The sequence below is a fragment of the Aestuariispira ectoiniformans genome, from assembly GCF_025136295.1.
GTDB classification, from domain to species: Bacteria; Pseudomonadota; Alphaproteobacteria; order UBA8366; family Aestuariispiraceae; genus Aestuariispira_A; species Aestuariispira_A ectoiniformans.
On the sequence record NZ_CP062788.1, the window covers coordinates 716,832 to 743,672 of the forward strand.

A 26,841-nucleotide genomic window follows, 5' to 3' on the forward strand; every position below is an offset into this window, starting at 1 on the left:
CGTTGGTTGCGGCATATTGAAAGCCCGGCACGCGTTCGCCAATAGGCGGGACACCTTAACCTGTCACCCCCGCGAAGGCGGGGGTCCATGGTGATGCAAGTGCTGGCCTATAAATGGATTCCCGCCTTCGCGGGAATGACGGGAAACCAATAGTACTTAAAGCTTCAAAGCCATTGAAATCCCCACATCCGTAATCAAATCCGGGCTGTGGGTGACGAGAATGATTGCACCCCGATAGCGGTTCAGGCTGTCGATCAGCAATTGCCGCGCCTCCAGGTCCAGATGGTTGTCCGGCTCGTCCAGCAGCAGCAGGGCGGGGGAGGTCTCACCGGCAAACAGGCGGAGCAGGGCGATCTTCATGCGTTCCCCGCCGCTTAACGTCTGGAAGGGTTGCAGGGCCTTGTCGCGCCGCAGGCCAATATTGGCGAGTTTTGTGCGCAACGCGCTTTCGGTGAGGGCCGGATGGGCCTGCCTGAGGATGTCTAGGGCGGGCAGGGTCGCATCGAATTGCCGACCGGTCTGGTCCAGATAGCCGATGGAACGCACCCGTTTGATCTGACCTGCCAATGGCGCGGCCTCGCCCAGGATCACCCGCAGCAGGGTGGTTTTGCCCTGGCCATTGCCGCCGGTGACAGCCATCCTGTCGCCGATTGCCAGCGTCAGGCTGATCGGGTCCTTCGTGCCATGGGGCAGGACCAGATTGTTCAGACCTATCGCCGTTCCACCTGTTTGTTCCGGCTTCGCAATGATAAAGCCCTGCGGTTTGACCTGTTCAAGCCGGTCTTCTGCGCGGGTCAGGTTGCTTCGGGCCTCTGCGTTCATGCGGTCCCGTTGAATGGACAGGTGGTTCAAACTGGCCTCCGACCGGTTTTTCTGTGCATCCAGCAGGATTTTGCTCTGGCTGCCGGACCGGCGCAGGCGGTTGCCCTGGGCCTGACGGCGTTGCTGCTTTTCCAAGGCCTCCTGGTGCTGCCGGGCTGCCTGTCTTGTCTGTTTTTGCGCATCCGCCAGGGCGCGTTCGGCGGCGTCCCGTTCCACCTGTTTCTGCTGACGGTAACCGTCATAGCCGCCACCGTGGCTGTTGAGGCCCAGCGTGGACAATTCATGGATTACGTCGACAATACGCAGGAGGTCGGGATCGTGGCTGATGATCAGGCAGCCCTTGCCCCAGGCGCGGATCTGGTCAGTCAGATGCCGACGGTTGGTCTGGTCGAGATGGTTGCTGGGTTCATCCAGGATCAGATAGTCGGGATTCTCCCGCATCAGCCGGAACAGGGCGAGGCGGGTCTGCTCCCCGCCGCTGAGGCTGGTGATGGGCCGGTCGAGGGGGAAATCCAGCGCCGCCGTCGTCATCGCATCTGCCAGATCCTCGCCCAGGGTCCAGTCATCACCGACTGTTATGATATCCTCCGGGTTCGCATGGCCGGTCTCAAGCCGTTTGAGGGCCGATAACTTTTCCGTAACACCCAGAAAATCGCCAATGTTTTGACCGACTGCAGAGGCAGTGTGTTGTTGCAGGTAGCCGATCCTGTCCGGTCGGCTGATCGTGCCCCGGCTGGGGGCCAGGTCGCCGGTGAGGAGACGGGCCAATACCGATTTTCCCACCCCGTTGCGTCCGACCAGTGCGTGAGGCGCGTGGGGCAGGGTGAGCGAGATATCGTCGAAAAGCGGTTCGGTTCGGCCGGGCAGATGAAAGCCGACGTGATCGGCCTGAAGGGCAAAGGGGTGCATGAAGGGCTCCCGGTATAGGGGAGGCCGTGCAGTCGGCTGGACATATCAAGGAAATGGCAGAATAGAAGAGACGATGCCTGTGGCCGAATAACCGCACGGCTTCCCGATCTGTGGAAAATCGAAAGAAGCTTGTGGGTTAGTTACGCATGGGCCTCGGCACTCCGTTGATTTGCTCGTATGTCGGGAAGGTGAATGCTGGAATGGAATTTGTCAATCGCAGGCTGGGGGGAAAGTCTAGAACCCGTAGCTGTCCAGGATTTCGTCAAATCGCCCGGAGGCGCGCAATTCGGCCAACCCCCGGTTAAAGTCCTGCCGTAATTTGTCGTGGTTGGCATATTTGCGGGAAATCGCCAGATGCAGCTTGTTGCTGTCCACCGGTTTCTCGACGAAATCAATGGCGGCGGCATAGGCCGGGGGAAATTCATTCTGCAGTAACTGCAAACCCACATACCGGTCGACGACCAGCGTATCCACCCGCCCGAAATAGACCATGCGAAACCCCTGGCGCAGAGACGCCACCGGATGAACCTCGACACCATTGTTGACCAGAATTGAGGAGACATGGGCATCATGCAGGCCCGCGACGCGATAGGTGTTCAGGTCGTTGATCGATTGGAAAGATATGCTTTTGTCCCGGCGTTTGAAGGCGACGCTGATTTCTTCGCCGACGGGGTCGGTGAAAACCGCCCAAGTCTTTCGTTCCTCGTTGATATTGGCCAGGTAAAGCGCATCGGCCCGGCCTTCCTTGGTCAGCGTCACCGCGCGCGCCCAGGGCATGATCGTCAACTGCGGTTCATAGCCTGCCTCGCGCAGGACCGTGGCGCATACCTCCCACGCCCAGCCGTTGGAAGGCAGGTCCTCGCTGACATAGGGGGCAAAGTGAAGGGTGACAACCCGGACAATGTTATCCTGGGCGGCGGCCCCTGTGGTCAGGGCAAAAATAAGGATCGCAATCAGGCGTATCAGCCGGAACATAGGTCTGGCCCTTTCGTTCCATAGGGCAAGACTAGCGGAAATTGATTAAGGAATGTTTAGGCAAAAAAAGATGCGGACGCCTAAGGGAGTTGCGCCCGCATCAGGACCTTTAGGACAAGGTCGAAAGGGGAATGGAGGAAAAGTCAGTTTCTTGTTTTAGTCGTCTTTACTGGGCTTCTTGGGGCCGCGCATGTCGTCGAAGTAAGCCGGACGGCCACTGCGTTTGTTGACCTCGACATTCTTCACCAGGCTGTCGTCCTTGGTGACGATATCGACGCTGTAATTACCGTTTTCCAGGGACTTGATTGCACCGACTTTCAGGTTGTCGTTGCCCTGCATGATCAGGAAGGCCTGTGACAGAGTGCGGATTTCATCCTGGGTCAGGTCACGGTCGCGCTTTTCGCGGAAAAAGCCCATGCCACCCATGCGGTTGTGGTGGCCTTTATACATCTCGTGGTGTTCGCCACCGCGCTTCCAGCCGCAGTCATCGCCGTCGCGATCGGCAAAGCTGGGGGCGGCCAGTGCGCCGATACCGAGGGCGAGGGCGCCTGCGGCGATCATTGTCTTGGTGGTCTTTTTCATCATTGTCACTCCGTATGGGTCATCTGTTCAAAAACGTGCTGTTCGGCTTGGGGGCGCCGATGGGGTGACTTAACCACAGAGCTGTCGCAAAAGTTTGTTCGAAACCGGGAGTTTTGTATCGCTTTGTACCAGGATCGCCCGCTGACAAACTTTGATACATTTTTTGTCGGTCAGGGCGGTTGGGAGCCTGTATAGTCCCAGTCAGTAAATGGACTGTTGAGACGATGGAATGACGACAAGGCCGCATATCCTGGTGGTGGACGACCACAAAGACATCCGGGAACTTCTGGGAAAATATCTGGGCCAGCATGGCTATCGGGTGACGCTTGCCGAAGATGCGGCCACGGCGCGCCGTGCGATCAGGACGGCGGCCATCGACCTGGTGGTGCTGGATATCATGATGCCGGGCGAAGACGGGTTGAGCCTGTGCCGCCACTTGCAGGAGACAGAGGGCGTGCCGGTCATCTTCCTCACCGCCATGGGCGAGGAAACCGACCGGGTCGTCGGCCTTGAGATCGGCGCGGACGACTATGTGACCAAACCTTTCAACCCGCGGGAACTGACGGCCCGGATCAAAGCGGTCCTGCGGCGCAGCCAGAGCCTGCCCTATGAAAAGGCGCGGACCGAGGTCGATGTGATGCGGTTCGCCGGCTGGACCCTGCATGTGGGGCGGCGTGAACTGGAAGGACCGGATGGTGTTTCCGTCCCGCTCAGCACGGCTGAATATCAACTTCTTCACGCATTTCTGAACCATCCGAAGATTGTACTGAGCCGCGATCAACTGCTTGACCTGACCCAGGGCCGGGAGGCGGATGTTTTCGACCGCAGCATTGATAACCAGGTCAGCCGCCTGCGCCGCAAGGTGGAGGATGACCCCAAGAAACCGGCGTTGATCAAGACCGTCTGGGGCGGTGGTTATATGTTCGCGGCGGATGTGGACCTGCCGTCATGAGGCGGGGTAAAGGATTTCGTCTCTGGCCGCGCAGTCTGGCCGGGCAGATGGTGCTGCTTGTCGTGGCAGCCGTGATCCTGGCGCAGGTCGGGGCCTATGTCTTCTTTCTGGACGAACGCCGTCAGGCGGTGCGTGCAATCGGCCGCGAGGTAACGATTGAACGGATCGACTCGCTTGTGCGTCTGCTGGCCGAAACGCCGCCGGATATGCATGAAAAAGTGGTCAAGGCGGCCTCGAGCGAAAGCACAATGATCCGTCTGGGACCGACGAGTTCCCTGGACCGGAACGCGGTTGAGGACCGTTTTTCCCGGCATCTGCAAAAACGCCTGTCACGATATGGCATCAGCGATATACGCCTTGGCCTGTCGCTGGCGCCTCCGCCGTCAGACCGCCGTTGGCGGCGTGGCGACGACGATGATGATCACGATGACGACCATCGCGATATGATGAACCGTCATCACGGCGACCGGTCGCCGCCCTGGTGGGATTTCGGTCGCGGTCCGCGGGTCTTTGCCATATCGGTGAAACTGCGGGACGGGTATTGGCTGAATGTGAACCGCCGACTGGACCCGCAGCCTTTCTTGTGGGCGCTGACCGGGCTGATGTCTCTCGCGCTGACTGCCTTGGCGGTGGCGCTGGTCGTCGTTGTTCTTGTGCGGCGGATCACCAAGCCGGTGAAGGCCCTGGCGCAGGGGGCCGATGCCCTGGGACGAGGCGAAACGGTACAGCACCTGCCGGTCAGCGGGGCCCGCGAAGTGCAGCAGGCCGTGATCGCCTTCAACCGGATGAACGACCGTCTGCAGCGGTTTGTGCGCGACCGCCTCATGATCCTGGGGGCCCTGTCCCACGATTTGCGTACGCCGCTGACCACCCTGCGCCTGCGGGCGGAATTCATCACCGATGAGGAATTGAAGGAAAAAATCCTGGAAACCCTGCAGGAAATGGAAGACATGGCCGAAGCCACCCTGGCCTTCGTGCGCGAAGAGGCCAAACAGGAAGACAGCCGCCCGGTGGACCTGTCGGCCCTGCTGGAAAGCCTGTGTGACGACCTGGGGGAACTGGGCTGGCCGATTGATTGTCAGGACGATGGCCGGATCGTGCTGGCCTGTCGCCCGGTGGCCCTGCGTCGGGCTTTCCGCAATCTGATCGAGAATGCCATCAAATATGGTGAGCGTTGTTCTGTTTCCTGGGAGACACTCGGCAAGGACCTTCGGATTTATATGGATGACGCCGGTCCCGGCATTCCCGCCGACCGGATGGAGGAATTGTTCAAACCCTTTGTCCGGCTGGAAACCTCACGCAGCCGCGACACCGGCGGTGTGGGCATGGGGCTGGCCATTGCGCGGATGATCATTCGCGGCCATGGTGGTGATATCCTGCTGGCCAACCGGCCTGAGGGCGGGTTGCGTGTGACGGTGATCCTGCCGATTGGTGAAACCGACGGTCTGGCGACTTAAGAACAATTTATCTATAATACAATGTAATTTGTGGTAGGATTGATACGACCCATCGTAACAAGGGGGGCCGCGGGATCACGCCGGGGAAAATTCCGGTGTGTCGAAGGCTGAATATAAGAGGAGACCTGAATGCATTACCGTATGATTGACGCATTGGCGGAAGCGCATTTGATGGCCTGCACCCAGAAAAAAGGTGACATTGCCCAAATTCTACTTCAGGCGATCGAAGTGGAAATGGAGAAATACGGCAGGCAGCGCAGGGAAAGACGCGCGAATGTCGATATGCTCGAAATTGCCAAGGCCCGTCAGGACAAACTCGCCACAATGCATTAGGCTGTCAGGGTATCAGGTTATCTGGATCATCGACCGGCACGCGCCTCTCAGGGGATTGCCTTCCGGTCGCTGATTTGGCCCTCCAGGCAGCCAAAGTTGAAGTGCAACTCTGCAAGCAGCGGGGCCGATATTTCCTTTCGGTCCAATGCTGCGATCATTTCCCGGTAATACCACAATGTTCCGTCGCGACCGCCGTTGAAACGCGCCCAAAGCGCATCTCCCAGGTGGCGGTGGTCGGTCACGATCGTGCGCAGGTTATGCAGCTTGTCACAGGCCGTGATCAGCAGTTCCGGCGCGGACTTGCCGTCGATGGCGGCGATGTCCTTTTCCTTGCGTTTGCGCCAGGCGGCTGGGGCATCATCGGCGGCTGTCCGTTCGATCTTGTCGGTACAGGACAGCACCAGCCCGGCCACCCGCGCGCCGAAACGCTCCCCGATCTTGTCCAGCGTCGCCTGCCCACCCTGATCTTCCACGGCATCATGCAACAGGGCGGCAATAGCCATATCCTCGTCCCCGCCGAATTCCAGCACCAGCCCGGCCACGGCCATCAGATGGCTGATATAGGGAACGGACGACCCCTTCCGGGTCTGTTCCCGGTGCAGGTCATGGGCCAGTTGAAAGGCGTCGTCGAAGCGTTTTGTCAGCATCATGCGCCGCCGGATTCTTCCGCCTCGATGATGCGGGCCAGATCATGCAGGGCCGGGTCTTCGATCCCCATTTCGTCCAGATGACGCACGGTGTTGATCAGATAGTCCCGGTTGGGGCCGGCAGCGCCCTGTGCCTTGCGGATCAGCTCCAGCACCTCCTGCTGGTCCAGGCCGCCCGCATATTGCGGATGGGCCTGGTCCGCCACGAAGGTGCGGCAGGAAATTTCCTTCGATCCGACCTGTGCCATTGCCTCTATCGGCTCGTAAACCCCAGTGACCATTTCCCGGTCCCACAGATAATCCATGGCGGCATGGGACTGGTCGGGCCGGGTGCGGAAGACCATGCCGTGACATTCCCCGCCCTGATCCAGGCCCAGAACCAAACCCGGATTTTCCGGCGTACCGCGATAGCGGTGCGAGTAAACGCAAAACGACCGGTGCCAGCCGACCAGCGTGGCAGGCAGGGCCTCCACATGGTCGAAACCGGGGTTCCACAACAGCGAGCCATAGCCGAAAACCCACATGTCCCGGTCGGTGGGCAGGGTTGCCAGAAGCTCGCGCTTCATATGATCGCGAACGGCTTCGTCCAGCTTGGGATAGGCATTGGGAGGATCGATGGGTGGCTGCATCTGGAAGTCCCATGTCTTTGTTGGCGGATTTCTATCTTAATCCGCCTCGCCTGTGACTCAAGGGCAGTGGTTCTCAGGCGTGTTTCGCCTGTGCTTTCTGGCGTGTTTCACGGTGAATGATATGCGCTGAAGAGGCAATGATGATAGCCGCCCCAATAATTGTGTAGCGGTCCGGGATTTCCGAGAACACAAAGTAACCGATAAGCGCGGCATAGATCAGCTTCATATATTCGACATTGCCGATGACGCTGGCCTCGCCCAGGCGCAAGGCTTTGACGCCGATCCATTGGGCGGCGGTTGAGATCACTCCGATGGCGATGAGCAGCGAAAGCTCCAGCGCCGTGGGCGTGACCCAGACCCAGGGAAGCGGAAGGGCGGCGATTAGGCCGACGAAAACCGACTGATAGGCAAGTAGGGTGGCGGTGCTTTCGCTTTGGCTGAGCTTGCGCACGCAGACCACGGCAATGGCCGCGCCGAAAGCACCGGCCACAGGGATCACGGCATGTATGTTCAGCATTCCGTCGACCGTGGGACGCATCACGATAACCACCCCGATAAAACCCACCAGAATGGTGATCAGCCGCTGTGGCCCGACTGGCTCATTCAGGAATTTTGAGGCAAGGAGGGCTGTGAAAAAGATCTGTGCAAAGGCCAGGGTTATGGCGGTTGTCAGGGGCAGAACCTCCACCGCCCAAATGCCGGACGACAGGGCGGTGAAGGCGGCAAGCAAACGTAGGCCATGCGTCAGCGGATGGCCGGTTTTCAGGCTGGCCGGGAAGGTTCTGACCAGGGTGGGCAGGGCCGACAGCAGGACAATGACCTGCCGTACAAACAAAATCTGCAGAAAATGAAATTCCTGCACGGCGACTTTGGCAAGGGCTGCCGCAATGGCGAACAGGGCCGTTGCGGCGAAAGCCAGCAGGATCGCCTGAGATGTGTTGGACATTGGTCTTTTCCCTTGATGTTATATTAATACCTTGGTACCAATATACACGATTTGTAAAGAGTGAATTTTCCGATGTGGGACGGGGAGGTGCCGGTATGGCCGGTAAAAGCAAGAAAATCGAACGGGTCCAGACGGGGGTGCGGGTTGAAAAGAGGGTGCTCAAGATCCTGAAGGCTATCGCGGCGCGCCACGACATGACCTTGGGTGACCTTCTAGAAGGCATCGTGCTCCACAGTTTCGAGGGTAAGGTTCCTTTCGGGAATGAAACGTTGGCCTTCATCGAAACCATGCGTGAGGCCTACGGGCTGGACCTGACCGCGGCGGACAGTCACAAACTGTCTGAAGACTAGGCATACCCCGTCAAAAGGGTGGCTTTTCCCCACCCGGCCTGGGGTGGCATTTTGGGCGCGCTTGGCCTATATACGGCCTGTGGATCATTTTTGGCGGGGCGAGGTGGCCCGCGCTGACCAACCCGCACAGGAAGCAAGACAGAACCATGGCAGATATTTCCCTTAAAAAGCGTCCCGTTGTCCTATGCATTCTGGACGGTTGGGGAGACCGGACCGACACGGAAAACAACGCCGTTGCACAGGCCAACACCCCCAATTGGGACCGCTTTGTCGCCTCCTGTCCGCGGGCGCAACTGGAAGCCTCCGAAACATTTGTCGGCCTGCCGAAAGGCCAGATGGGCAATTCCGAAGTCGGTCACATGAACCTGGGCGCGGGCCGGGTTGTCCTGCAGGATCTGCCGCGTATTGACCAGGTGGTTGAAAATGGCGAATTGGCAAAGCTGCCCCAGCTTCAGTCCTTCATCGCCAAATTGAAGGAAAGCGGTGGGGCCGCCCATCTTCTGGGCCTGCTGTCGCCGGGTGGCGTTCACGCCCATCAGGCGCATATGGCGGCGCTGGCCAATGTGCTGCATGCGGCAGGTGTGCCGGTGAAGGTCCATGCGATCCTGGATGGCCGCGACACGCCGCCGCAAAGCGCCAAACCCTATATGGAAGAATTCCTGGCTGCCGCCCCGAATGCCGAGGTGGTCACCGTGTCCGGGCGTTATTTCGCCATGGACCGCGACAAGAACTGGGACCGCGTGGTCAAAGCCTATTCTGCGATGGCGGCCGGGCAGGGCGAGGCCGCCGCATCGGCGCTGGAGGCAATCGACCAGTCCTATGCCAGGGAAGCCTATGACGAATTCGTGCTGCCGACGGTGGTGGGCGGTTACGCGGGCATGGCCGATGGCGATGGTGTTCTGATGGCAAATTTCCGCGCCGACCGCGCGCGTGAAATCCTGTCGGCGCTGCTGGACCCGGCCTTTGACGGTTTCGACCGTGGCAAGGCTGTTCACTTTGCTGCAGCACTTGGCATGGTGGAATATTCCAAGGCCCATAATGCCTTCCTCGAGACGCTGTTTCCGGCGGAAGACCTGAAGAATGTTCTGGGCGCGGTGGTTGCCGGCCACGGCCTGAAGCAGCTTCGCATTGCCGAGACCGAGAAATACGCCCATGTGACCTTTTTCTTCAACGGTGGCGCGGAAGACGTGTTCGAGGGCGAAGAACGTATCCTGGTGCCTTCGCCAAAGGTTGCCACGTACGACCTGCAGCCGGAAATGTCCGCGCCGGAAGTGGCGGACAAACTGGTCGAGGCCATCGAAAATGAAACCTTCGACCTGATCGTGGTGAATTTCGCCAATACGGATATGGTCGGCCATACCGGTGTCCTGTCGGCGGCTGTCAAGGCGGTGGAAACCGTCGACAACTGCATCGGACGCCTTGCAGGTGCGGTGGAAAAGGTGGGCGGCGCCATGCTGATTACCGCCGACCACGGCAATGCGGAACAGATGCAGGACCCGAAAACGGGCCAGGCCCATACCGCCCATACCCTGAACCCGGTGCCGCTGGTGCTGGTCGGTGCAGGGGGCGACGTTGTCAATTTACATAAAGGACGACTGGCGGATGTGGCACCGACGCTGCTAGACTTGATGGGGCTTGAACAACCAGCGGAAATGACGGGACGTTCCCTCATCCAACATGCGCAACAGACTGCTGCCGAATAGGCGCCGGACAGGTTTCAGGAAATGGGTAGTGCCGCTGGTCTCCGCGGCAATGGTCGGTGCTGTGCTGATGCCGGGGGCGGCCCCGGCCAGCACATCGGGAAAACTGGAAAAGATCGAAGACAAGCTGTCCAAGGAAAAACAGCGCGTCAAGGATCTGAAGGCCAAGGCCGCCCGGTTGAAAAGCGAGGCGGCGGACCTGCGTCAGGAAATGATCGCGGCGGCGGCCAGGACCCAGGAACAGGAAGCCCTGATTACCAATCTTGAGGATCAGCTTGTCGCCCTGCGCAAGGACCAGGACGACCGCAAGCGTGATCTCAACAAAAGCAGCGAAAAGCTCAGCGGCACACTTGGCGCGTTGAGCAAGCTCAGTACCGATTCAACCCGCAACTTTTTCCTCTATCCCGGTGAGCCGCTCGAGGCTGTGCATAGCGCGATGCTGCTGCAGGCCGCGGTGCCTGCGCTGCGCGACCGGGCGGATATCCTGCGGGTGGAACTGGCCGCGCTTAAGGAAGTGGAGCTTGATATCGCGGGCAAGCTGTCGGACCTGTCCAGGGCCAAGGACCAGCTACGGTCGAAACGCGCCCGGATGGAAGACCTGATCAAACGAAAACAGCGTCTGGCGGAACAGATGAACCGGGACCGCAGCCAAAGCGCGGAACGGGTGTCGAAACTGGTCAATGAGGCAAAGTCCATCAAGGACCTGATGGAAAAACTGAACCGGACCAGACCCGCGCCGAGGCCCGCCCCCCCGATGCCCGAGGCAGGGCAGGTGCCGCCGGCCCCGTCGGACGGGGCGCTGGCCGTCCGTCCGCCGCAAATGCCGGATGTGGCCCCCTTTGACGTAAAGGCTTTTCCCGATCATGGCCGGGTCAATGCGCCGGTCACCGGCAGGCTGGTCCAACGCTATGGACAGGATTTGGGATACGGGCAATCGGCCAAGGGTCTGAAAATCAGTACCCGCCGTCAGGCACAGGTCGTCGCCCCCCATGACGGGCGCATCACATTTGCCGGAAAATTTCGTGATCACGGGCTGATCTTGATTATTGAACATCGGGGCGGATATCATACTGTTCTATCGGGCTTTGATCAGTTAAGCGTCGTAACTGGACAGTGGCTGTTGGCGGGAGAGCCCGTCGGTGTTATGGGTGGTGGTCAAGACGGCCGCAACCCGGAATTGTATGTGGAATTGCGGCGTGATGGACAACCGGTTAACCCGCTGAATTGGATTTCGGCCGCAAGCATTAGGGTGCATGGATGATGAAGTTTGGACGGGCGACGGCCCTCAAGATCGGAGCTGCTGTTGGCCTAAGTGTTCTGTTGCACGGACCTGCCGCTTTTGCCGACGAGCAGGAGACCTTCAAATCTCTCGATCTCTTCTCAAAAGTTTTTGAACAGGTTCGCGAAAACTATGTTGAAGAGGTCAGTGAGGAACAACTGATCGAGGCGGCGATCCAGGGGATGCTGCGCTCTCTTGATCCTCATTCCAGCTACCTGCCTGCCAAGGATTACGACGCCATGCGCACCGATACGCGCGGCGAATTCGGCGGCCTGGGCATCGAGGTCACGATGGAAAACGGTTTCGTCAAGGTGGTCACGCCGATTGACGACACCCCGGCCTATCGTGCGGGCCTGAAGGCCGGTGACTACATCACCCATCTGGACGGTGAATCGGTTCAGGGCATGAGCCTGGACGAGGCCGTCGAGAAAATGCGCGGCGGCGTTGGCGAGGATATCGTCCTCGGTATTGCCCGCAAAGGCGCGGAACCGTTCGAAGTTACCGTCACCCGCGACAAGATCAAGATTCGCTCCGTGCGCTATCGGGTCGAAGGCGGCAATGTGGGCTATATCCGCATTTCGCGCTTCAACGAACAGACGCAGCCGGGTCTGGACAAGGCAATCCGCCGCCTGAATGAAAAGGCCGAAGACGGTATTGTCGGTTATGTCCTGGACCTGCGGAACAATCCGGGCGGTCTGCTGGATCAGGCGATCTCGGTCTCCGATACCTTCCTGGAACGCGGTCTGGTGGTTTCCACCCGTGGCCGTGACAACGCCAATGCGCAGGACTTCCGCGCCCGTCCGGGCGATGCGACAGACGGTCTGCCGCTGGTGGTGCTGATCAACGGCGGGTCGGCCAGTGCCTCGGAAATCGTGGCAGGCGCCCTGCAGGATCATGGTCGCGCGATCATCGTCGGTGAACCCAGCTTCGGTAAGGGGTCGGTCCAGACCATCTTCCCGCTGCCGCAGTTCAACGCCGGTCTGAAACTGACGACGCAGCGTTATTACACGCCGAGCGGCCGGTCGATCCAGGCCAAGGGTATTGTCCCCGATATCATGGTACAGCAGGCCAAACTGGAGAAAGTGGAATCCCGCTTCCGTCATGAGGCAGACCTGCGCAACGCCCTGACCAACGATCAGTCAGGCGGCGCGGATACGGCCCCTGCGGACGAGGGCGCGGATACCACGACCAATGGCGCTGGCGACGAGGAACCGGCAATCGACAACAGCACGGATCTGGCCCAGCAGGATTACCAGCTTTCCCGTGCCGTGGACCTTGTCCGGGCCATTTCGCTCTATCGCGGCATGAGCGACCAGTAACGGAGCGAAAAAGGTACGAATGGGGTTTGGTGAGTTGGAAAGCGCTGTTTAAGACAGTGCGGGACGGTTGACGCTGAAGCTGCCGAAGATAGTGAAACTGAAATTGCCCTTCTTCTCTTCTTCCAAGGGAAGCGGAGAGGAAGCGGCCTTTCAGCCAGATTTTGACCCGGCTCAGGATTTTGAGTCGGATGAAGACCGGAAGCCGACGGGTTTCCGGAAGTGGCTGCCCTGGGGCGGGGTGGCGCTGGCTTATCTGGGCGTGGCCGCCGTTGCCGGTGGCACGGTCTACTATCTCTCCACCCATGCCGACGACATCCAGTCGGAAATGATGGCGCTGCGCCCCAAGCTGGTGGTGCAGCCTCTTCCCGGCGGGCCGCCCGTTCCGGCTGGCGATGCGGGGCAGGAAATGGCCGGAGACGCGCATGCGTCGTCCACGGATCAGGGCGGGGACAGTCACGGGGAAGGCGACAATCATCAAGAGATGGCGTCGCAGGAAACCGCGCCACCCACCCCTGAACTTCAGCCGGATTCCAATCAGATCCTCCAGCCGCAACCCGATCCGAACCTGGTTGAGGAAACGCCGCTTGGCCCGCTGCCAAAGATTGCTGCGGACGGGCGTCAGCCCTGGCGGGTCTATGCCCGTATGTTCAACAGCCTGGACAAGCGCCCGAAGGTTGCCATCGTGGTGACCGATCTGGGCCTGAACCAGGCCTTGTCGGAAGAGGCGATCGGCTTGCCCGGCGCGATGACCCTGGGTTTTGCATCCTATGCAGGCGGCCTGTCGGACTGGATCGACAAGGCGCGGACCGGTGGTCACGAGGTTTTGCTGACCCTGCCGATGGAACCCTATGACTATCCGCGCAGCGATCCTGGTCCCTATGCCCTGATGACCAGCTATGACGCCGCGGAGAATATGAAAAAGCTGAACTGGGTGTTGACCCGTGCGACGGGCTATGTGGGCCTGATCAATTTCGAGGGCACCCGTTTCAGCGGGAATGTGGAACTGTTGACGCCGGTGTTGACCCAGTTGGCCGCGCGTGGCCTGCTTTATGTCGACAATGGTGCGGCACCGCTTTCGATGACCCGCGATGTGGCGCGTGATACGGATGCGCCTGCGGTTGTTGCGGATTTGGTTCTGGACAACCCGCCGGACCGCGCCAGTATTGTGGGGCAGTTGGCCCGTCTGGAGACGATTGCCCGGGCGAAAGGTGTCGCGGTGGGCGTGGTGCATCCCTTCCCGGCCAGTCTGAACCGTCTGCGTGTCTGGTCCCGTGAACTGGCCGCCAAGGGCATTGCCCTGATCCCGGTCTCCGGCGTGGTCGCGGGCGGCTATCGCAAGAATGCGCAGGGCAGCGGCTAGAGGCGGAGGCCATGACGTCAAACGAATGTATTGTATGTATCAGCAGTGGAAAGCCCTAGAGATGGATCAACAGGAAGATCGGCCCTACCGGCCCTGCGTGGGATTGATGGTTGTGAACGGCGCGGGCCATGTTTTTGTTGGCAACCGGATTGATACGCCGGGTGACCATTGGCAGATGCCGCAGGGCGGTATCGACGAGGGCGAAGAACCGGCAGAAGCGGCCTTGCGCGAGTTGAAGGAAGAGATCGGGACCGACAATGCCATGATCCTGGGCGAGTCGGAAAACTGGTACGCCTATGACCTGCCGCGGGAGTTGTCGCGCAGGGTCTGGAAAGGGCGCTATCGCGGCCAGACGCAGAAATGGTTCCTGTTGCTGTTCCGTGGTGACGACAGCGATATCGTGCTGGACAGTCACCATCCGGAATTCAGTGAATGGCAATGGGTGGCGCTGGACCGGCTGAGTGACCTGATCGTCCCCTTCAAGCGGGACACCTATGACCAGGTCGTCCGGGAGTTTGCGCCCCTGGTCGATGCCCATCTCACAAAACAAGACGACTGATTTGCCGCCTTGTCCACAGGCAGAAGTATCGACGTCGCGTTAGTATCCGCGGGAAGGAACAGGAAATGAACGGTTTGGGAACGGACGGCATGAAGAGGCAGATGCGGATTTGGACAAAGGCCGGTCGCGCGGCGCTCAGCGGTGGTATGCTGGCAATCGCCTGCCTGTCCGCCTTGCCGGCACAGGCCGACAAGTCCGGCGCCATGCCCGTGGAAGACCTCAACGTCTATGGCAATTACCTGTCGGGTCTGCATGCCGAACGGCTGAGCAATTTTCCACAGTCTGCCGCCTTCCTTGATGCCGCACTTGCCGAGCGCCCGGATAATATCATGCTGCGCGTGCGGGCCTTCCAGGCGAATATGGGCGCGGGAGACATGGATCGCGCCCTGACGCTCGCCAAGGAAATATATGACAGCAAGACCGGTGTTCCGCCGCTTGTCGTGACCTACCTGGCACTGGATGCAATCAAGCGTGAGGATTGGGACGGGGCTCTGGGCTATCTGAAGGAAGCACAGGACGGCCATAACGATGTTCTGATCCAGCTTTCCAAGATCTGGGCGGAGGCCGGGGCCGGAAAGCAGGACGCGGCGCTGAAGGCGATCGAGCCCTTGCGCAAGTCCTTCGCCGGGATCGCGGCCCTGATGGAAGGCATGGTACGCCAGCATTTCGGTGATCTGAAAGGCGCGGAAACGGCCTATATGTCCCAGGTGGAAGACCCGCTGAAAGCGCCGGGCCTGCTGGTGCGGGCTTTAATTCGCGTACGTCTGGCCGAAGGGCGCACGGACGAGGCCCGCGAATTGCTGAGCCAGTATCTGGTGCGCGTGCCGAACCAGGTGGAAATGGAAGCGGATATGGCGCAGCTCATGAAAAAGCAGGCGCTGCCACCGCTGGCCGCAACTCCGGCGGATGCGATTGCCGAGGGCGTCTACCAGATCGCCATTCCCTATTCGCGCAGTCTTTGGGAAAACGGCATGATCTTCCTGCGCTTGTCGACCTGGCTGAACCCGTCGCTGGACAAGGCGAATATCCTGATGGGGGGGCTGCTGGAGGACCGCCAGCTTTTCGATCAGGCCATCGCGGCCTATGGCAATGTGGGCGAGGGCTCTCCCTATGCCTGGCAGTCCAAGGTTCTGATTGCCTCCGACCTCTATGATCTCAAGAAGCCGAAGGAAGCCATCAGCACGCTGGAAAAACTGTCGCTGGAACGGCCGGACCAGATCGGCGCGCTGCGCAGCCTGGGTCAGATTTATCATTCCGAACAGCGTTATCCGGAAATGTCGGAAACCTATGACCGGCTGATCAAACGCCTCAAGGACGACCGCCCGGAATACTGGCTCTATTACTATCTGCGCGGCATGGCCGAAGAACGCCAGAAGAACTGGGACCCGGCGGAAAAGGATTTCCTCAAGGCGCTTGAACTGCAGCCGGACCAGCCGGAGGTTCTCAACTATCTGGGCTATAGCTGGGTCGATATGGGCCGCAACCTGGACCGGGCGCAGGCGATGCTGAAAAAGGCGGTGGAACAGCGGTATACCGGCTATGTGGTCGACAGTCTGGGCTGGGCCTATTACAGGCTGGGCAAATATGACGATGCCGTGCGTGAACTGGAACGCGCCGTCAGTCTGGAACCGACCGAACCGGTGATCAATGACCATCTGGGTGACGCCTATTGGAAGGTGGGCCGCAAACGCGAGGCCCGTTACCAGTGGGAACGTGCATCGATTTTTGAATCAGACGAGATTGACGGGGACGAACTCCGAAAAAAGATCGAGAATGGTCTGACGGACTGACGCTTTTCGGACGAAAGCCATGCAATCAGTGACGGTAACCGCGGCGGCCAAGGTCAATCTCTACCTCCATGTGACCGGCCAGCGCGCGGATGGTTATCATCTGCTGGAAAGCCTCGTGGCCTTCACGGAATTCGGCGACCGGTTGATGGTGTCACCGGGGGAGGGGCTGTCGCTCACCATCGGCGGGCCGTTTGCCGACGGTCTGACCGACGGGCCGGACAATCTGATCCTGCGGGCGGCCAGTGAATTGCGCGATCTCTGCGGGGTGACCCTGGGCGCGGCGATCCATCTTGACAAGACCATACCGGTTGCCGCCGGGATTGGCGGCGGCTCTGCCGATGCGGCGGCTGCCCTGACCGCGCTTTGTGACTTCTGGGACCTGAACCCGGACCGCACCGCACTGGACGATCTGGCGCTGGGCCTTGGTGCGGATGTGCCGGTTTGTCTGCACGGGCGGCCTGCCCATATGGCGGGCATCGGCGAGGAAGTCACCTCTGCGCCCGACCTGCCCGATCTGGGCGTGTTGCTGGTGAACCCGCTGCAGGGGGTATCAACCCCGCAGGTTTTCAAGGCGCTGAATGGGGCCTTTGGCCCGGCGGATCGCATCCCCGACGCGGCCTTTGCCGACCCGGCGTCCTTCCTGGCCGCGCTCCACACAAGGCGCAACGACCTGATGGCCCCGGCGGTCAACATCGCCCCGGTGGTGGGCGAGATGCTGGCCGCCTTGGAGGGGCTGGACGGCTGTCGCCTGGCGCGCATGTCCGGCAGTGGCGCCACCTGTTTCGGCCTGTTCGACGACCCCGGTCACGCCGCCCGCGCCGCCGACGTGTTCCGCACCACCCATCCCGGCTGGTGGGCCCAATCCACACGCTTTTCCGGGGCGCGGCCGATTTGAAGACCGGACGATTTGTGGTAAAATCGGTCTTGCCATTTTAGAAGAGAATGCATAAATTGCGCGTCGCTGATGGGGCGTGGCCAAGTGGTAAGGCATCGGTTTTTGGTATCGTGTACCGTAGGTTCGAATCCTACCGCCCCAGCCAAAAGAAAGCGGGTTCCGTATGGAGCCCGCTTTTTTGTTTATTATAATATTTGACTATTGAGGAAATGTTCACTTTTTGTTCAATATCTATTTATGGTGGTTGTGCGAACAGAAAATCAGAGGATATAGTGTCGCACGCATAGCACTAGTTTATGTAGGCTTCCGAATAAAAGTCTGCCATTCAGCATATTGCTTAGTCGAGTATCTCTTATGGCTGAAACTACTATAGAATGGACTGATGCAACATGGAATCCTGTTGCCGGATGCTCCATTGTGTCTGCGGGTTGTTCAAATTGTTACGCAATGGAAATGGCTCGGCGTTTGGAAGCAATGGGGGTTGATAAGTATTCCGGGTTAACTCGTAGGAGTGGTTCCCGTACAGTATGGCGTGGTGGGGTAAAGCTAGACTACAAGTCACTTGAAGCTCCTTTAAAATGGAGAAAGCCGAGACAAATCTTTGTCAACTCAATGAGCGACCTGTTTCACGAAGATGTTCCGAACGAATTTGTTGCAGATGTTTGGTCTGTGATGGCGCGCACTCCGCAACATAACTATCAAATATTAACCAAACGACCAGAAAGAATGATTGCGGTATTTGATGAAGCTCAACTACCTGTGCTTGAGAATGTTTGGCTTGGAACAAGCGTTGAAAATTCGGAGACGGCAGGCAGAATTTCGGTGTTGCGAGCTGTCCCCGCAAAAATTCGGTTTATATCATTTGAGCCTCTTATAGGTGCTGTTGGTTCTGTCGATCTAACTGATATACATTGGGCAATTGTTGGTGGCGAAAGTGGCCCAAGAGCTCGCCCAATAAGGGAAGTTTGGATTGACGAGATTTATTTGCAATGTCAAATATACGACTCGGCCTTTTTCTTTAAGCAGTGGGGCACTTGGGGCAAGGATAACAAGCGCAGATCCAAAAAGGCCAACGGTCGTACGTATAGAGGGCAGGTCTGGGATGAAATGCCTAGTCTCTTGTGACTAGAGCTTAAGCCTTGTGCGAATGACAAACCGAATTTGGGCCATACATTATTGTGTAGGTGATAATGGCAAAGAAAAAAGAAAAGTATAACTGGGGTGATAAGCCCCCGGTTGATCCCCACACAAAAATAAAACACAAAATTATCCATGACTACGTTAAGCAATATGTTCTAACACTTAGCAAACCACGGACAGCGGACGAGTTTAAGACATCTATCTTCGATTGTTTTAGTGGGGGTGGGATATATAAAGACGGCGACAGCGACCATATGGGGTCACCTTTCCAGATATTAGAAGCTGTTCGCGAAGCGGAAAATGAGATTAGAGAGCAAGATAGGCACAAAGACCTACTAATTGATGTAAACTATTTCTTTTCGGATATTAAACCTGAAGCTATCGAAAGCTTGAAGGGGCACTTTCGAGATCGATCATACGATACGTTATTGGATAGATGTCGTGTTGCTACATGTTCAGAAATCGTAGATGAATTGATTTCTAGCGCGAAAAAACACACTCCGCGTGCTGGCAAAGCTCTGTTTATCCTAGATCAATATGGTTACTCGGATGCTACTGTTTACGATATTGTAAAAATATTTACTGAATTAAAGAAAGCAGAAGTCTTACTATTTCTTTCTGTTGATAAGATAGTGGATTTTCTGAATCCATCAGATGCCTTTAGAAAGTCATTGGATATTGCTGGCTACGATTTGCCGATTGATGAGTTGGTCTCCAAGAGGAATGAGTCAAATTTAATCCCAGTATATCAGTACGAATGTAGAAAATACCTATTACAGTCATATCTTTCAAAATTAGGGCAAATATACATTCACCCATTTTCGATTAAGTCTTATACGGATGGGCGTGAATATTGGTTTGCACATATCACAAGGAGCTGGAAGGCCCGCGAAGTAATGCTTGGCGTCCACCGTTCCTATGCAACTCATTCAGTTCTTTATGGAGTAGAAGGGCTTGACCTCATGATGTTGGGGTATGCCCCGAGGCATTCCTATGTTGATGACCTCATTAAGGAAAACACGGTAGAGGCATTAGACCGACGTCTCCCAGAGCATCTAGCGGAGAGTTTGCTAAAATACATAACTGACAATCAGCTTTTTGGTCTTAGTGTTGAAGAGTTAATGCTTAGAACAGCGAATGGAAATCCTGCAGATAAACGTGGTATGGAAAAGACATTCGACCTCTTAATGTCAACAGATGTTGTATTCAAGAGTCCGGATGGTGCAATTCGACGGTCAGGGCGTAGCGTCCAGCACACAGACTTATTGCATCACACCGGACAACGTCGTTTCATTTTCTAAATTCTGACTCACCCCACAAACCGCCGCAAAATTGAATCCACCTGGCTGCCATAGCCACCGCCGAAAAGCCTTGCATGCACCAGCAGGGGGTAGAGGTGATAGAGGGCCACGCGTTCGTCGAAGAAATTGGGGCTGAGCGGGCGGTGTTCCTGATAGCGGTCGAAGAAGCGCTGGCCGAAGGTGTGGAACAGCGTGGTATAGGCCAGCTCGATTTCCGGGTCGGCGTGGTAGATCGCCGGGTCGATGAAGGCGGCGATACGGTCGCCTTTGGCCAGCACATTGCCGCCCCAGATATCGCCATGGATCAGGCTGGCCGCCGTCGGTTCGCTCAACCAGCTGTCCAGCCGCCCGCATAACCGTTCCAGCCGCGCCATCGTGCCAGGGGGCAACTGTCCGGCGTCATTGGCGGCGCGGCCCAGATAAAGCAGGCGATGATCCCGGAAAAAATCGATCCAGCGATCGGTCCAGAGGTTGGGTTGATGCAAGGGTCCGATCAGGGTGTCGCGCTCATGGCCGAATTTCGGGGCCGTCACATCATGCAGTTTCGCCAGGATATCCGCGGCATCTTCCTGTACGCGTACGTTGATTGAGCCGCCGCTTTCCACATAATCCATCAACAGCAGGTCCGGCGTGGCCTCTATCACATGCGGCACCGGCAGGCCGGAATGATCCGCCAGATAGCGCAGCATATAGGCCTCGATATCCAGCGTATCCTCGCCATTGGCGGTCTTGGCGACCGCCTGTCCGCCGTCTTCGAAAGTCAGCTTCCAGACCTCGCCCACACAGCCGCCGGGCAGGTAATCGGCGCGGGCCAACTGGCTGCCCCGGATTTCCTCTATGCGTCTGCGATGACCGTCCTGCATCGGTGATTATTTGGGTTGAAAGCCGTTCCGCAGATTGCTGATCCAGGCGCGGGACCCGGCCTCGATCAGGTCCAGCACGTCTTCAAAACCGTCCGCGCCGCCGTAATAGGGGTCGGGCACGTCCAGACGGCCGATGGCCTCGGCAACCGGTTCCAGGAACATGCGGATCTTGTCCTGGGTCTGTTTCGGGGCCTGGTCGCGCATGCCGTTGAAGTGGCCGCCGTCCATGGCAAGTAGCAGGTCGAAGTCATGAAAGTCGTCGGGCTGGATCTGGCGGGCGCGCAGTTCACTCAGGTCGACGCCGCGTTTTGCGGCGGCGGCGATGGTGCGCGGGTCGGGTGCCTTGCCCACATGCCAGCTTTCCAGACCACAGGAATCGGTGATGATATGGTCGCTCAGGCCTTCCTCGGCCAGCAGATGGCGAAAAACCCCTTCGCCGGTGGGAGACCGACAGATATTGCCGGTGCAAACCAAAAGTACTTTTACCATAGCCCCGCCCCTGGTTTAAGGTTATGGCAGAGGTACCATAAGCCGGGAAAAGCGGAAACCATTTTTGATGCATCAGGGCGTGAAACAGGACGAACCGATCGTTATTCTGACAGGGGCCGGAATCTCCAAGGAATCCGGGCTCAGCACCTTTCGCGATGCGGATGGAATCTGGGCGACGGTCAATGTGGAGGATGTGGCGACACCGGAGGCCTTTGCCGCCAATCCGGTGCGGGTCCACGACTTCTATAACCAGCGCCGCGAAGCCCTGCAGCGCGAGGCGGTTCAGCCCAATGCCGCCCATGAGGCTCTGGCGCGGCTGGAACGCGATTGGCCCGGCGGTGTGCTGCTGGTCACCCAGAATATCGACGACCTGCACGAGCGCGCCGGATCGCGGAACGTCATCCATATGCATGGGGAGTTGCTCAAGGCGCGCTGTGGCTTTTGCGATCATGTGCAGGGCTGGCGGCGGGACCTGGGCACCGACACGGCCTGCCCGGCCTGTGGACGCGCGGGCCGCATGCGGCCCCATGTGGTCTGGTTCGGCGAAATGCCCTTCATGATGGAGGCCATTGCCGAGGCGCTTTATACCTGCGGGTTGTTCATTTCCATCGGCACCTCGGGCAATGTCTATCCTGCCGCGGGTTTTGTCGCCACCGTGCGTGAGGCGGGCGAGGCGCGCACGATCGAGGCCAATCTGGAGCCGTCGGAAGGGGCGTCCCATTTTCACGAGGCGCTCTATGGCCCTGCCTCCAAGACGGTGCCGGAACTGGTGGAGCGCCTGCTGGCGACAGTGGCGTGACGGCGCAGGATTTCGACAAGACGCTGGGGCAGGTTGCGGCCTGTGATCACTGCGCGGCGCATCTGCCTTTGGGGCCGCGTCCGGTGGTGCGGATGGAGGCCACGGCGCGGCTGATGATCATCGGCCAGGCCCCGGGCACCAAGGTGCATGAGACGGGCATCCCCTGGAACGACCCCAGCGGCGACCGGCTTCGCGAGTGGCTGCAGCTCGACCGGGACGTGTTCTACGACGCCTCGAAAATCGCCATCATGCCCATGGGCTTCTGCTATCCGGGCCGCAACCCGAAAGGCGGTGACAATCCACCGCGTCCGGAATGCGCGCCGCTCTGGCACGACACCCTGCGCGCCTTCCTGCCGGAAATTCAACTGACCCTGCTGGTTGGAAGTTACGCCCAGAAATACTATCTGGGGAAGGACATGGGCCGGACCATGACTGAAACCGTGCGCGATTTCAGGCGCTATCGGGAGACGGGTTTCCTGCCTTTGCCGCACCCGAGCTGGCGTACGACGGCCTGGCTGAAAAAGAACCCCTGGTTCGCAGAGGAGGTTTTGCCGGTGCTGCGGGCGGACGTAAAAAAATTGCTGGATATGAGTTGAGGATAAAAGAGTGACAGTCGAACAGGATATCACCCGCAAACTGACCGAGGGCCTTTCGCCTGCACAGCTGGCCGTGGAAAACGAAAGCCATCTGCATGCGGGCCATGCAGGCTCCCCCGGGACCGGGTCTTCCCATTTCCGTGTGGTTGTCGTCTCCGACAAATTCGATGGGCTGAACCGCGTTGCGCGCCAGCGTCTGGTCTATGATCTGCTGAAAGTGGAAATGGCCGGTCCGGTTCATGCGCTGGCCCTGCAGACACTGACCCCGGCGGAGGCCGCTGCCTAATCGCCGCGCGCCCTGACGAAGGCCTTCATGTGAAAGGCCGCGTGGCCGGGGGTGTAGTGATAGTCGCGTCCGATGGGGCAGGCGCGCCGGGCGGCACAGCCATGGTTCATGCAATCCGCGCCTGCCGCCGTGCGAAGATGGGCGGCGCAGGCGGCCACATCATATCCGTCACTGCTGAAGGCATCGACCGGACATCCGGTGAGGCAGGGCCGGTCCACGCAACTGTCGCAGGGCGAGGGGGCAGCCTTCCGTTCGGGCAGGTCCAGTTTTTCCCTGAAGGCCAGTGCCCCGCGATAGGCGTGCCACAATCCATATTCCGGATGCATCAGGATGAAGAGCGGCGAGGGGCTGAGGCCCTCCGCCTGCTGTGCCCATTGCTGGAAGGGGTGATAGGGCGGCCCGTCGGAGGGGTAAAAGGCGGTCGCGCCGAAGAGCGCCGCGGCCTTGTCCAGCACCTGTTTGGTCCAGATATCCAGCGCGTCTTTATGCGGAGTATGCTGTTCCTCGAAGGGGGGCCAGATCGCGCTGCCTGCGTTGCCGATCAGGACGAGCGTGCCGGCTTCTGTGGCCAGAGGATCATCATCGGCAGGGTGAAACCCGCCGCGAAGGATCAGACCGTAGTCCTGTAGATAATGGCCCAGCCGCTCCAGCATGACGGGTCAGCCTTCCTCCGGCGACCAGTCCCGCGGCGCCATTTCAAACTGGCGGAAATCGAAACCGGGCGCGACGGTGCATCCCACCAGCACCCAGTCGCCCAGGGGCTCCGCCGCTTGCCAGACATTATGGGGGATGACGGCCTGCGGGCGCTGTCCCCCGGTGAAATCATTGCCCAGGATGGTTTCCTCGACCGGCCCGCCCTCGACACAGGATTTCAGGCGCAACGGGCCACCCGCATACCAGTGCCAAACCTCATCGGCGTCGAGCACCCGATGCCAGTGAGAGCGTTCGCCCTGTTGCAGCAGGTAATAGATTGCCGTCGAGGCGGCGCGGCGGTTGCCTTCTTCAGCGGCGCGAAAGGTTTCAACATACCAGCCCCCTTCCGGGTGCGGCTGCATGTTCAACTCTTCGATAATCGTGTCAGCGTTCATATCCGCACCCTAGCGCGTTGCAATCCGTTCGAAAACAAAGGAATTCACCCATCGTAAACCTTTTGTTAACTACTTACAGGTTTCTTAATCAGCCTGAATACCAAACAAGTGGACAGGTTTGGAATATGCAGGGGGGGAATGTCTCAGGGAAAGCGATGATGCCATCCCGGATTGAGGCCGATATTCGCGATCGCATCGCCAGTCGGCCGTTGCGTCAATTGTTGGATCATTGGTTTGTGGCCCGGCAGGACCGGTTGATGCCCGCGCGTGCGGATATTGACCCGACCGCCATTGCGCCCGCGATCGGTCATGTCTGGCTGATGGAGGCGGTGCCGTCAGAGAGCAGCTTCCGCTATCGTCTGGCCGGTGAAGACATCAATATGGTCTATGGGTTCAGCCTTGCAGGGAAATTGCTGGAAGAGGTGCATGCTCCCGACAGTCTGGAGGGTATCCGCGAACGCCTCGACCGTGTGGTGCAGGGCCCCTGTATCCTCTATTCCCATGGCCGGACGCGTTATCGCAACGGCCCTGAAAGTCAGCATGACCGGCTGGTTCTTCCACTGTCAAAGGACGGAAGGACGGTGACCGACCTGATCGGGGTCACCAAATATGCCTTCGGGCGGGATGTCCGTCCCGGCGACCTTTTGCATCATGTGGTGGATGAGGTCACGGTCTTCCCCCTCACATAACGGCCCGGGCCACCGGGTTTCTGGGCCTGTCCGGCATAACAGATTCTTGTGTTTACGGTCAGCCTTTGCGCGGATCGGTTGCCTGCATGGACGGCCGGTCCATGAAACGGTCGAACCAGTTTGCCAGATCCGAACGGCCACTGCGCCAGGGGTGGTCGGCAAAGCGGAACTGCAGATAGTCGAGGGCGCAGGCGGATGCAACCGACGCCAGGCTCACCGAACGGTCCAGCGTGGCGGCTTCATGGTCAAGCAGGTCCAGCCCCGCGTTGATCGCCGCATACTGCCGGTCCACCCACCAGTCCTTGGCGACGGCGGTGCCGGTGGCCTCTTCCCGCATGGCCTGCTGGCGCAGGTTCAGTGCCGCATCGGTCACCCCCTGGGCCGTGGCATGCAGGCGCAGGATATCCCAACGCTCTTCACCACCTTCCGGGACCAGTTTCTCACCACCCTGCAGGTGATCCAGATAGTCACAGATAACCGTGGAGTCAAAAAGGGCAGGGCCGTCTTCGCGGATCAGGGCAGGGACTTTGCCCAAGGGGTTGGTCTCACGCAGGCTGTCATCCTCGAAAGGTTTGACGGAGACGACCTCGATCCGATCCATCAGGCCGGTTTCATGGGCCTGGACGAGAACCTTGCGGGCATAGGGTGAGGTCGGGCTGTAAAGCAGTTTCATTGTTGTCTTCCCCTTTTTTTATAGGACCGGGCAGCAGTCTAGGATAACCGCGCATCCGGCTGGCAGAGCCAATTTGGCGGAACCTGCGCTTAGAAGTTGTCCTTACGGTGACGCACTTCGGCAAAAACCCGGACCGGGTCGTCGGCGGAGAGGTCGAGGTTGGCGGCAAGCGCCGGGGCATCGGCGCGCAGGAAGGGGTTGGTTGCCTTCTCATCGCCCAGAAGCGACGGTATCGTCGGCTGTCCCTTGGCGCGCCTTGCGTCGATCGTCGTTGCCCGTTCGCGCAGCAGGCTGTTGTCGGGGTCAACGCTTAACGCAAACCTGGCGTTGGCCTGGGTATATTCATGGGCGCAATAGACGCGTGTCTGATCGGGAAGCCGGCGCAGTTTGCCAAGCGACGTCCACATCTGTTCCGGCGTGCCCTCGAACAGACGGCCGCACCCCAGTGCAAAGAGCGTGTCGCCGCAGAACAGGGCGTCGTCCGCCTCGAACCAGTAGGCGATATGGCCGCGGGTGTGGCCGGGCACATCGAAGACCGTGGCCCGGGCATTGCCGAAATCATACTGCTCGCCGTCGCCGACTTCGATCTCAATGCCCGGAATGCGGGCGGCATCGGCCCGGGGGCCGACGATGGTACAGCCGGTCGCCGCCTGGATTTCCCGGTTGCCGCCCACGTGATCGGGATGATGGTGGGTATTCAGGATATGGGTGATGCGCCAGCCACGGGCCTTGGCCTCCGCCAGGACCGGCGCGGCGACTGCAGGGTCGACCACGGCGGTCATGTTCTGGCCGGGCTCGTGGACCAGATAAACGTAGTTATCGTCTAGGACCGGAATTTGAACGATTTCGAGCATGGCTGGCGACTGTCCCTGTTGGGGTTAGATATTATAGCCCAGTTCCTTGGCTTTCGCTTTCACTCTTTCTGTGACGCGCTGTCCGAAAAGCTGGCCCCAGGCCTGTCCGGCCTGCATGCTTTTCATCATCATCTGGGGCTGTTTTTCGGCAAAGGCCTTGCCGCTGTCCGTCTTGTAGAAGGCCACAACGTCATTGATTTCCTTTTCGGTGAAGGTTTCATCGAAAACAGGGATCATCATGTTGACGAATTCGGGAAAGGTTGCCTCGAATTCCTCTTCGATGACACCGATAAGCTGTTGCCGGTGATCGTCCGTCAGGTTGGGCAGCGCCTGGTCAAGATTAACGCGAAGCTGCTGGATCATCGGGCCGCGCATCATGTCCAGCGTGCTGCTGGCGCCGCTGATCTTGATCAGCTCGCGGATTTTGTCCTGTTTGGATTCGGCATGGGCCGTTTGCAGGGTGGAAACGGCAAGCAGGATGCCGACAAAAAGACTGAGTAGGCGTGACATATTTTCCCCCGGGGTTAGGTTGTCTGGCGGTCAGGGTATAGGGATCAAC

Annotated in this window: 30 protein-coding genes and 1 tRNA gene; 18 read left to right on the forward strand and 13 right to left on the reverse strand. The window is 59.0% G+C overall.

All coding sequences use genetic code 11. From position 1 onward, the window contains the following. Nucleotides 1-156: 156 nt before the first annotated feature. From IF205_RS03560 to IF205_RS03570, 3 genes are all read right to left on the reverse strand, one after another. Entirely contained in the window at nucleotides 157-1,731 is a 1,575-nt protein-coding gene (locus tag IF205_RS03560) for an ATP-binding cassette domain-containing protein (RefSeq protein WP_259781920.1), read from the reverse strand. Nucleotides 1,732-1,965: 234 nt separating this feature from the next. Beyond that, on the reverse strand, nucleotides 1,966-2,706 hold the full coding sequence (locus tag IF205_RS03565) for a substrate-binding periplasmic protein (RefSeq protein ID WP_259781921.1): 741 nt from the start codon (nucleotides 2,704-2,706) through the stop codon (nucleotides 1,966-1,968). A 156-nt stretch (nucleotides 2,707-2,862) separates the two neighbouring features. Then, entirely contained in the window at nucleotides 2,863-3,291 is a 429-nt protein-coding gene (locus IF205_RS03570; protein ID WP_259781922.1) for a hypothetical protein, read from the reverse strand. Between the two features lie 226 nt (nucleotides 3,292-3,517). On the opposite strand from IF205_RS03570, the gene IF205_RS03575 reads away from it, so the two are divergent. The 3 genes from IF205_RS03575 (at nucleotide 3,518) to IF205_RS03585 (ending at nucleotide 6,030) form a co-directional block, all read left to right on the forward strand. Further along, nucleotides 3,518-4,240 carry a response regulator gene (locus IF205_RS03575; protein ID WP_259781923.1) on the forward strand — a complete coding sequence of 241 codons (723 nt, stop codon included), beginning with the start codon at nucleotides 3,518-3,520 and terminating at the stop codon, nucleotides 4,238-4,240. Beyond that, complete coding sequence (locus tag IF205_RS03580; protein ID WP_259781924.1) at nucleotides 4,237-5,697, forward strand: ATP-binding protein; 1,461 nt, start codon at nucleotides 4,237-4,239, stop codon at nucleotides 5,695-5,697. Before IF205_RS03575 ends, IF205_RS03580 begins: the two co-directional genes overlap by 4 nt. 129 nt (nucleotides 5,698-5,826) lie before the next feature. Further along, complete coding sequence (locus IF205_RS03585) at nucleotides 5,827-6,030, forward strand: hypothetical protein (RefSeq protein WP_259781925.1); 204 nt, start codon at nucleotides 5,827-5,829, stop codon at nucleotides 6,028-6,030. 47 nt (nucleotides 6,031-6,077) lie between these two features. Here IF205_RS03585 and IF205_RS03590 read toward each other — a convergent pair whose 3' ends face one another. The 3 genes from IF205_RS03590 to IF205_RS03600 all read right to left on the reverse strand — a co-directional run bounded on the left by IF205_RS03590 (nucleotide 6,078) and on the right by IF205_RS03600 (nucleotide 8,252). Next, the gene (locus IF205_RS03590; RefSeq protein ID WP_259781926.1) at nucleotides 6,078-6,680 is read right to left on the reverse strand and encodes an HD domain-containing protein; all 603 of its coding nucleotides are present in this window, start codon (nucleotides 6,678-6,680) and stop codon (nucleotides 6,078-6,080) included. Further along, nucleotides 6,677-7,306 carry a gamma-glutamylcyclotransferase gene (locus IF205_RS03595; protein ID WP_259781927.1) on the reverse strand — a complete coding sequence of 210 codons (630 nt, stop codon included), beginning with the start codon at nucleotides 7,304-7,306 and terminating at the stop codon, nucleotides 6,677-6,679. The genes IF205_RS03590 and IF205_RS03595 overlap by 4 nt, the downstream gene beginning before the upstream one ends. A gap of 73 nt (nucleotides 7,307-7,379) precedes the next feature. Then, nucleotides 7,380-8,252, reverse strand: coding sequence for a DMT family transporter (locus IF205_RS03600; protein WP_259781928.1), 873 nt, complete (start codon nucleotides 8,250-8,252; stop codon nucleotides 7,380-7,382). Between the two features lie 95 nt (nucleotides 8,253-8,347). Here IF205_RS03600 and IF205_RS03605 point away from each other — a divergent pair, with 95 nt between their 5' ends. From IF205_RS03605 to tcmP, 11 genes are all read left to right on the forward strand, one after another. Then, nucleotides 8,348-8,602 (forward strand): hypothetical protein, encoded by a 255-nt coding sequence (locus IF205_RS03605; protein WP_259781929.1) that lies wholly within the window; start codon nucleotides 8,348-8,350, stop codon nucleotides 8,600-8,602. A 146-nt stretch (nucleotides 8,603-8,748) separates the two neighbouring features. Next, a complete protein-coding gene (gene gpmI / locus IF205_RS03610; protein WP_259781930.1) occupies nucleotides 8,749-10,305 on the forward strand; it encodes a 2,3-bisphosphoglycerate-independent phosphoglycerate mutase in 1,557 nt (518 codons plus the stop codon). A 28-nt stretch (nucleotides 10,306-10,333) separates the two neighbouring features. Next, nucleotides 10,334-11,563, forward strand: a complete 1,230-nt coding sequence (locus IF205_RS03615) for a murein hydrolase activator EnvC family protein (protein WP_259781931.1) — start codon at nucleotides 10,334-10,336, stop codon at nucleotides 11,561-11,563. After that, nucleotides 11,560-12,900 carry a S41 family peptidase gene (locus tag IF205_RS03620; protein ID WP_259781932.1) on the forward strand — a complete coding sequence of 447 codons (1,341 nt, stop codon included), beginning with the start codon at nucleotides 11,560-11,562 and terminating at the stop codon, nucleotides 12,898-12,900. The genes IF205_RS03615 and IF205_RS03620 overlap by 4 nt, the downstream gene beginning before the upstream one ends. A 91-nt stretch (nucleotides 12,901-12,991) precedes the next feature. Beyond that, nucleotides 12,992-14,260, forward strand: coding sequence for a divergent polysaccharide deacetylase family protein (locus IF205_RS03625; RefSeq protein ID WP_259781933.1), 1,269 nt, complete (start codon nucleotides 12,992-12,994; stop codon nucleotides 14,258-14,260). 61 nt (nucleotides 14,261-14,321) lie between these two features. Further along, on the forward strand, nucleotides 14,322-14,819 hold the full coding sequence (locus tag IF205_RS03630; RefSeq protein ID WP_259781934.1) for an RNA pyrophosphohydrolase: 498 nt from the start codon (nucleotides 14,322-14,324) through the stop codon (nucleotides 14,817-14,819). 65 nt (nucleotides 14,820-14,884) lie between these two features. Beyond that, a complete protein-coding gene (locus tag IF205_RS03635) occupies nucleotides 14,885-16,609 on the forward strand; it encodes a tetratricopeptide repeat protein (RefSeq protein WP_259781935.1) in 1,725 nt (574 codons plus the stop codon). Between the two features lie 19 nt (nucleotides 16,610-16,628). Next, nucleotides 16,629-17,504: a 4-(cytidine 5'-diphospho)-2-C-methyl-D-erythritol kinase gene (locus IF205_RS03640; RefSeq protein ID WP_259781936.1), complete on the forward strand. Its 876-nt coding sequence runs from the start codon at nucleotides 16,629-16,631 to the stop codon at nucleotides 17,502-17,504. Nucleotides 17,505-17,574: 70 nt separating this feature from the next. Next, nucleotides 17,575-17,649: transfer RNA gene (locus tag IF205_RS03645), tRNA-Gln, on the forward strand. Nucleotides 17,650-17,858: 209 nt separating this feature from the next. Further along, entirely contained in the window at nucleotides 17,859-18,629 is a 771-nt protein-coding gene (locus tag IF205_RS03650; protein ID WP_259781937.1) for a phage Gp37/Gp68 family protein, read from the forward strand. Nucleotides 18,630-18,694: 65 nt separating this feature from the next. After that, nucleotides 18,695-19,945 (forward strand): three-Cys-motif partner protein TcmP, encoded by a 1,251-nt coding sequence (gene tcmP, locus IF205_RS03655; protein ID WP_259781938.1) that lies wholly within the window; start codon nucleotides 18,695-18,697, stop codon nucleotides 19,943-19,945. 8 nt (nucleotides 19,946-19,953) lie between these two features. Here the strand turns inward: tcmP and IF205_RS03660 are convergent, their stop codons facing one another. Both IF205_RS03660 and IF205_RS03665 read right to left on the reverse strand, forming a co-directional pair. Next, nucleotides 19,954-20,808, reverse strand: coding sequence for a fructosamine kinase family protein (locus tag IF205_RS03660; RefSeq protein ID WP_259781939.1), 855 nt, complete (start codon nucleotides 20,806-20,808; stop codon nucleotides 19,954-19,956). A gap of 6 nt (nucleotides 20,809-20,814) precedes the next feature. Further along, the gene (locus IF205_RS03665) at nucleotides 20,815-21,297 is read right to left on the reverse strand and encodes a low molecular weight protein-tyrosine-phosphatase (protein ID WP_259781940.1); all 483 of its coding nucleotides are present in this window, start codon (nucleotides 21,295-21,297) and stop codon (nucleotides 20,815-20,817) included. Nucleotides 21,298-21,364: 67 nt separating this feature from the next. On the opposite strand from IF205_RS03665, the gene IF205_RS03670 reads away from it, so the two are divergent. Genes IF205_RS03670 through IF205_RS03680 form a run of 3 tightly spaced genes read left to right on the forward strand, consistent with a single transcriptional unit; the run spans nucleotide 21,365 to nucleotide 22,978 of the window. Next, the gene (locus IF205_RS03670) at nucleotides 21,365-22,096 is read left to right on the forward strand and encodes an NAD-dependent deacylase (protein WP_259781941.1); all 732 of its coding nucleotides are present in this window, start codon (nucleotides 21,365-21,367) and stop codon (nucleotides 22,094-22,096) included. Continuing rightward, complete coding sequence (locus IF205_RS03675) at nucleotides 22,093-22,692, forward strand: uracil-DNA glycosylase family protein (protein ID WP_259781942.1); 600 nt, start codon at nucleotides 22,093-22,095, stop codon at nucleotides 22,690-22,692. Before IF205_RS03670 ends, IF205_RS03675 begins: the two co-directional genes overlap by 4 nt. A 10-nt stretch (nucleotides 22,693-22,702) precedes the next feature. Next, nucleotides 22,703-22,978 carry a BolA family protein gene (locus tag IF205_RS03680; RefSeq protein WP_259781943.1) on the forward strand — a complete coding sequence of 92 codons (276 nt, stop codon included), beginning with the start codon at nucleotides 22,703-22,705 and terminating at the stop codon, nucleotides 22,976-22,978. Here the strand turns inward: IF205_RS03680 and IF205_RS03685 are convergent. Together IF205_RS03685 and IF205_RS03690 are read right to left on the reverse strand one after the other, a co-directional pair. Then, a complete protein-coding gene (locus tag IF205_RS03685) occupies nucleotides 22,975-23,631 on the reverse strand; it encodes a ferredoxin (RefSeq protein WP_259781944.1) in 657 nt (218 codons plus the stop codon). The genes IF205_RS03680 and IF205_RS03685 overlap by 4 nt on opposite strands. Before the next feature lie 6 nt (nucleotides 23,632-23,637). Then, on the reverse strand, nucleotides 23,638-24,066 hold the full coding sequence (locus IF205_RS03690; RefSeq protein ID WP_259781945.1) for a cupin domain-containing protein: 429 nt from the start codon (nucleotides 24,064-24,066) through the stop codon (nucleotides 23,638-23,640). A gap of 155 nt (nucleotides 24,067-24,221) precedes the next feature. Here IF205_RS03690 and IF205_RS03695 point away from each other — a divergent pair, with 155 nt between their 5' ends. Then, nucleotides 24,222-24,755, forward strand: coding sequence for a PAS domain-containing protein (locus IF205_RS03695; RefSeq protein ID WP_259781946.1), 534 nt, complete (start codon nucleotides 24,222-24,224; stop codon nucleotides 24,753-24,755). 58 nt (nucleotides 24,756-24,813) lie between these two features. Here IF205_RS03695 and IF205_RS03700 read toward each other — a convergent pair whose 3' ends face one another. From IF205_RS03700 to IF205_RS03710, 3 genes are all read right to left on the reverse strand, one after another. Then, on the reverse strand, nucleotides 24,814-25,428 hold the full coding sequence (locus IF205_RS03700; RefSeq protein WP_259781947.1) for a glutathione S-transferase N-terminal domain-containing protein: 615 nt from the start codon (nucleotides 25,426-25,428) through the stop codon (nucleotides 24,814-24,816). 89 nt (nucleotides 25,429-25,517) lie between these two features. Continuing rightward, the gene (gloB, locus tag IF205_RS03705) at nucleotides 25,518-26,282 is read right to left on the reverse strand and encodes a hydroxyacylglutathione hydrolase (protein ID WP_259781948.1); all 765 of its coding nucleotides are present in this window, start codon (nucleotides 26,280-26,282) and stop codon (nucleotides 25,518-25,520) included. Nucleotides 26,283-26,306: 24 nt separating this feature from the next. Beyond that, complete coding sequence (locus tag IF205_RS03710; protein WP_259781949.1) at nucleotides 26,307-26,792, reverse strand: DUF2059 domain-containing protein; 486 nt, start codon at nucleotides 26,790-26,792, stop codon at nucleotides 26,307-26,309. Nucleotides 26,793-26,841 lie beyond the last annotated feature (49 nt).

Coding starts and splice junctions, on each gene's coding strand:
- IF205_RS03560 (WP_259781920.1), bottom strand. CDS start 1,731: ATGCACCCCTTTGCCCTTCAGGCCGATCACGTCGGCTTTCATCTGCCC.
- IF205_RS03565 (WP_259781921.1), bottom strand. CDS start 2,706: ATGTTCCGGCTGATACGCCTGATTGCGATCCTTATTTTTGCCCTGACC.
- IF205_RS03570 (WP_259781922.1), bottom strand. CDS start 3,291: ATGATGAAAAAGACCACCAAGACAATGATCGCCGCAGGCGCCCTCGCC.
- IF205_RS03575 (WP_259781923.1), top strand. CDS start 3,518: ATGACGACAAGGCCGCATATCCTGGTGGTGGACGACCACAAAGACATC.
- IF205_RS03580 (WP_259781924.1), top strand. CDS start 4,237: ATGAGGCGGGGTAAAGGATTTCGTCTCTGGCCGCGCAGTCTGGCCGGG.
- IF205_RS03585 (WP_259781925.1), top strand. CDS start 5,827: ATGCATTACCGTATGATTGACGCATTGGCGGAAGCGCATTTGATGGCC.
- IF205_RS03590 (WP_259781926.1), bottom strand. CDS start 6,680: ATGATGCTGACAAAACGCTTCGACGACGCCTTTCAACTGGCCCATGAC.
- IF205_RS03595 (WP_259781927.1), bottom strand. CDS start 7,306: ATGCAGCCACCCATCGATCCTCCCAATGCCTATCCCAAGCTGGACGAA.
- IF205_RS03600 (WP_259781928.1), bottom strand. CDS start 8,252: ATGTCCAACACATCTCAGGCGATCCTGCTGGCTTTCGCCGCAACGGCC.
- IF205_RS03605 (WP_259781929.1), top strand. CDS start 8,348: ATGGCCGGTAAAAGCAAGAAAATCGAACGGGTCCAGACGGGGGTGCGG.
- gpmI (WP_259781930.1), top strand. CDS start 8,749: ATGGCAGATATTTCCCTTAAAAAGCGTCCCGTTGTCCTATGCATTCTG.
- IF205_RS03620 (WP_259781932.1), top strand. CDS start 11,560: ATGATGAAGTTTGGACGGGCGACGGCCCTCAAGATCGGAGCTGCTGTT.
- IF205_RS03630 (WP_259781934.1), top strand. CDS start 14,322: ATGGATCAACAGGAAGATCGGCCCTACCGGCCCTGCGTGGGATTGATG.
- IF205_RS03635 (WP_259781935.1), top strand. CDS start 14,885: ATGAACGGTTTGGGAACGGACGGCATGAAGAGGCAGATGCGGATTTGG.
- IF205_RS03640 (WP_259781936.1), top strand. CDS start 16,629: ATGCAATCAGTGACGGTAACCGCGGCGGCCAAGGTCAATCTCTACCTC.
- IF205_RS03650 (WP_259781937.1), top strand. CDS start 17,859: ATGGCTGAAACTACTATAGAATGGACTGATGCAACATGGAATCCTGTT.
- tcmP (WP_259781938.1), top strand. CDS start 18,695: ATGGCAAAGAAAAAAGAAAAGTATAACTGGGGTGATAAGCCCCCGGTT.
- IF205_RS03660 (WP_259781939.1), bottom strand. CDS start 20,808: ATGCAGGACGGTCATCGCAGACGCATAGAGGAAATCCGGGGCAGCCAG.
- IF205_RS03665 (WP_259781940.1), bottom strand. CDS start 21,297: ATGGTAAAAGTACTTTTGGTTTGCACCGGCAATATCTGTCGGTCTCCC.
- IF205_RS03670 (WP_259781941.1), top strand. CDS start 21,365: ATGCATCAGGGCGTGAAACAGGACGAACCGATCGTTATTCTGACAGGG.
- IF205_RS03685 (WP_259781944.1), bottom strand. CDS start 23,631: ATGCTGGAGCGGCTGGGCCATTATCTACAGGACTACGGTCTGATCCTT.
- IF205_RS03690 (WP_259781945.1), bottom strand. CDS start 24,066: ATGAACGCTGACACGATTATCGAAGAGTTGAACATGCAGCCGCACCCG.
- IF205_RS03695 (WP_259781946.1), top strand. CDS start 24,222: ATGATGCCATCCCGGATTGAGGCCGATATTCGCGATCGCATCGCCAGT.
- IF205_RS03700 (WP_259781947.1), bottom strand. CDS start 25,428: ATGAAACTGCTTTACAGCCCGACCTCACCCTATGCCCGCAAGGTTCTC.
- gloB (WP_259781948.1), bottom strand. CDS start 26,282: ATGCTCGAAATCGTTCAAATTCCGGTCCTAGACGATAACTACGTTTAT.
- IF205_RS03710 (WP_259781949.1), bottom strand. CDS start 26,792: ATGTCACGCCTACTCAGTCTTTTTGTCGGCATCCTGCTTGCCGTTTCC.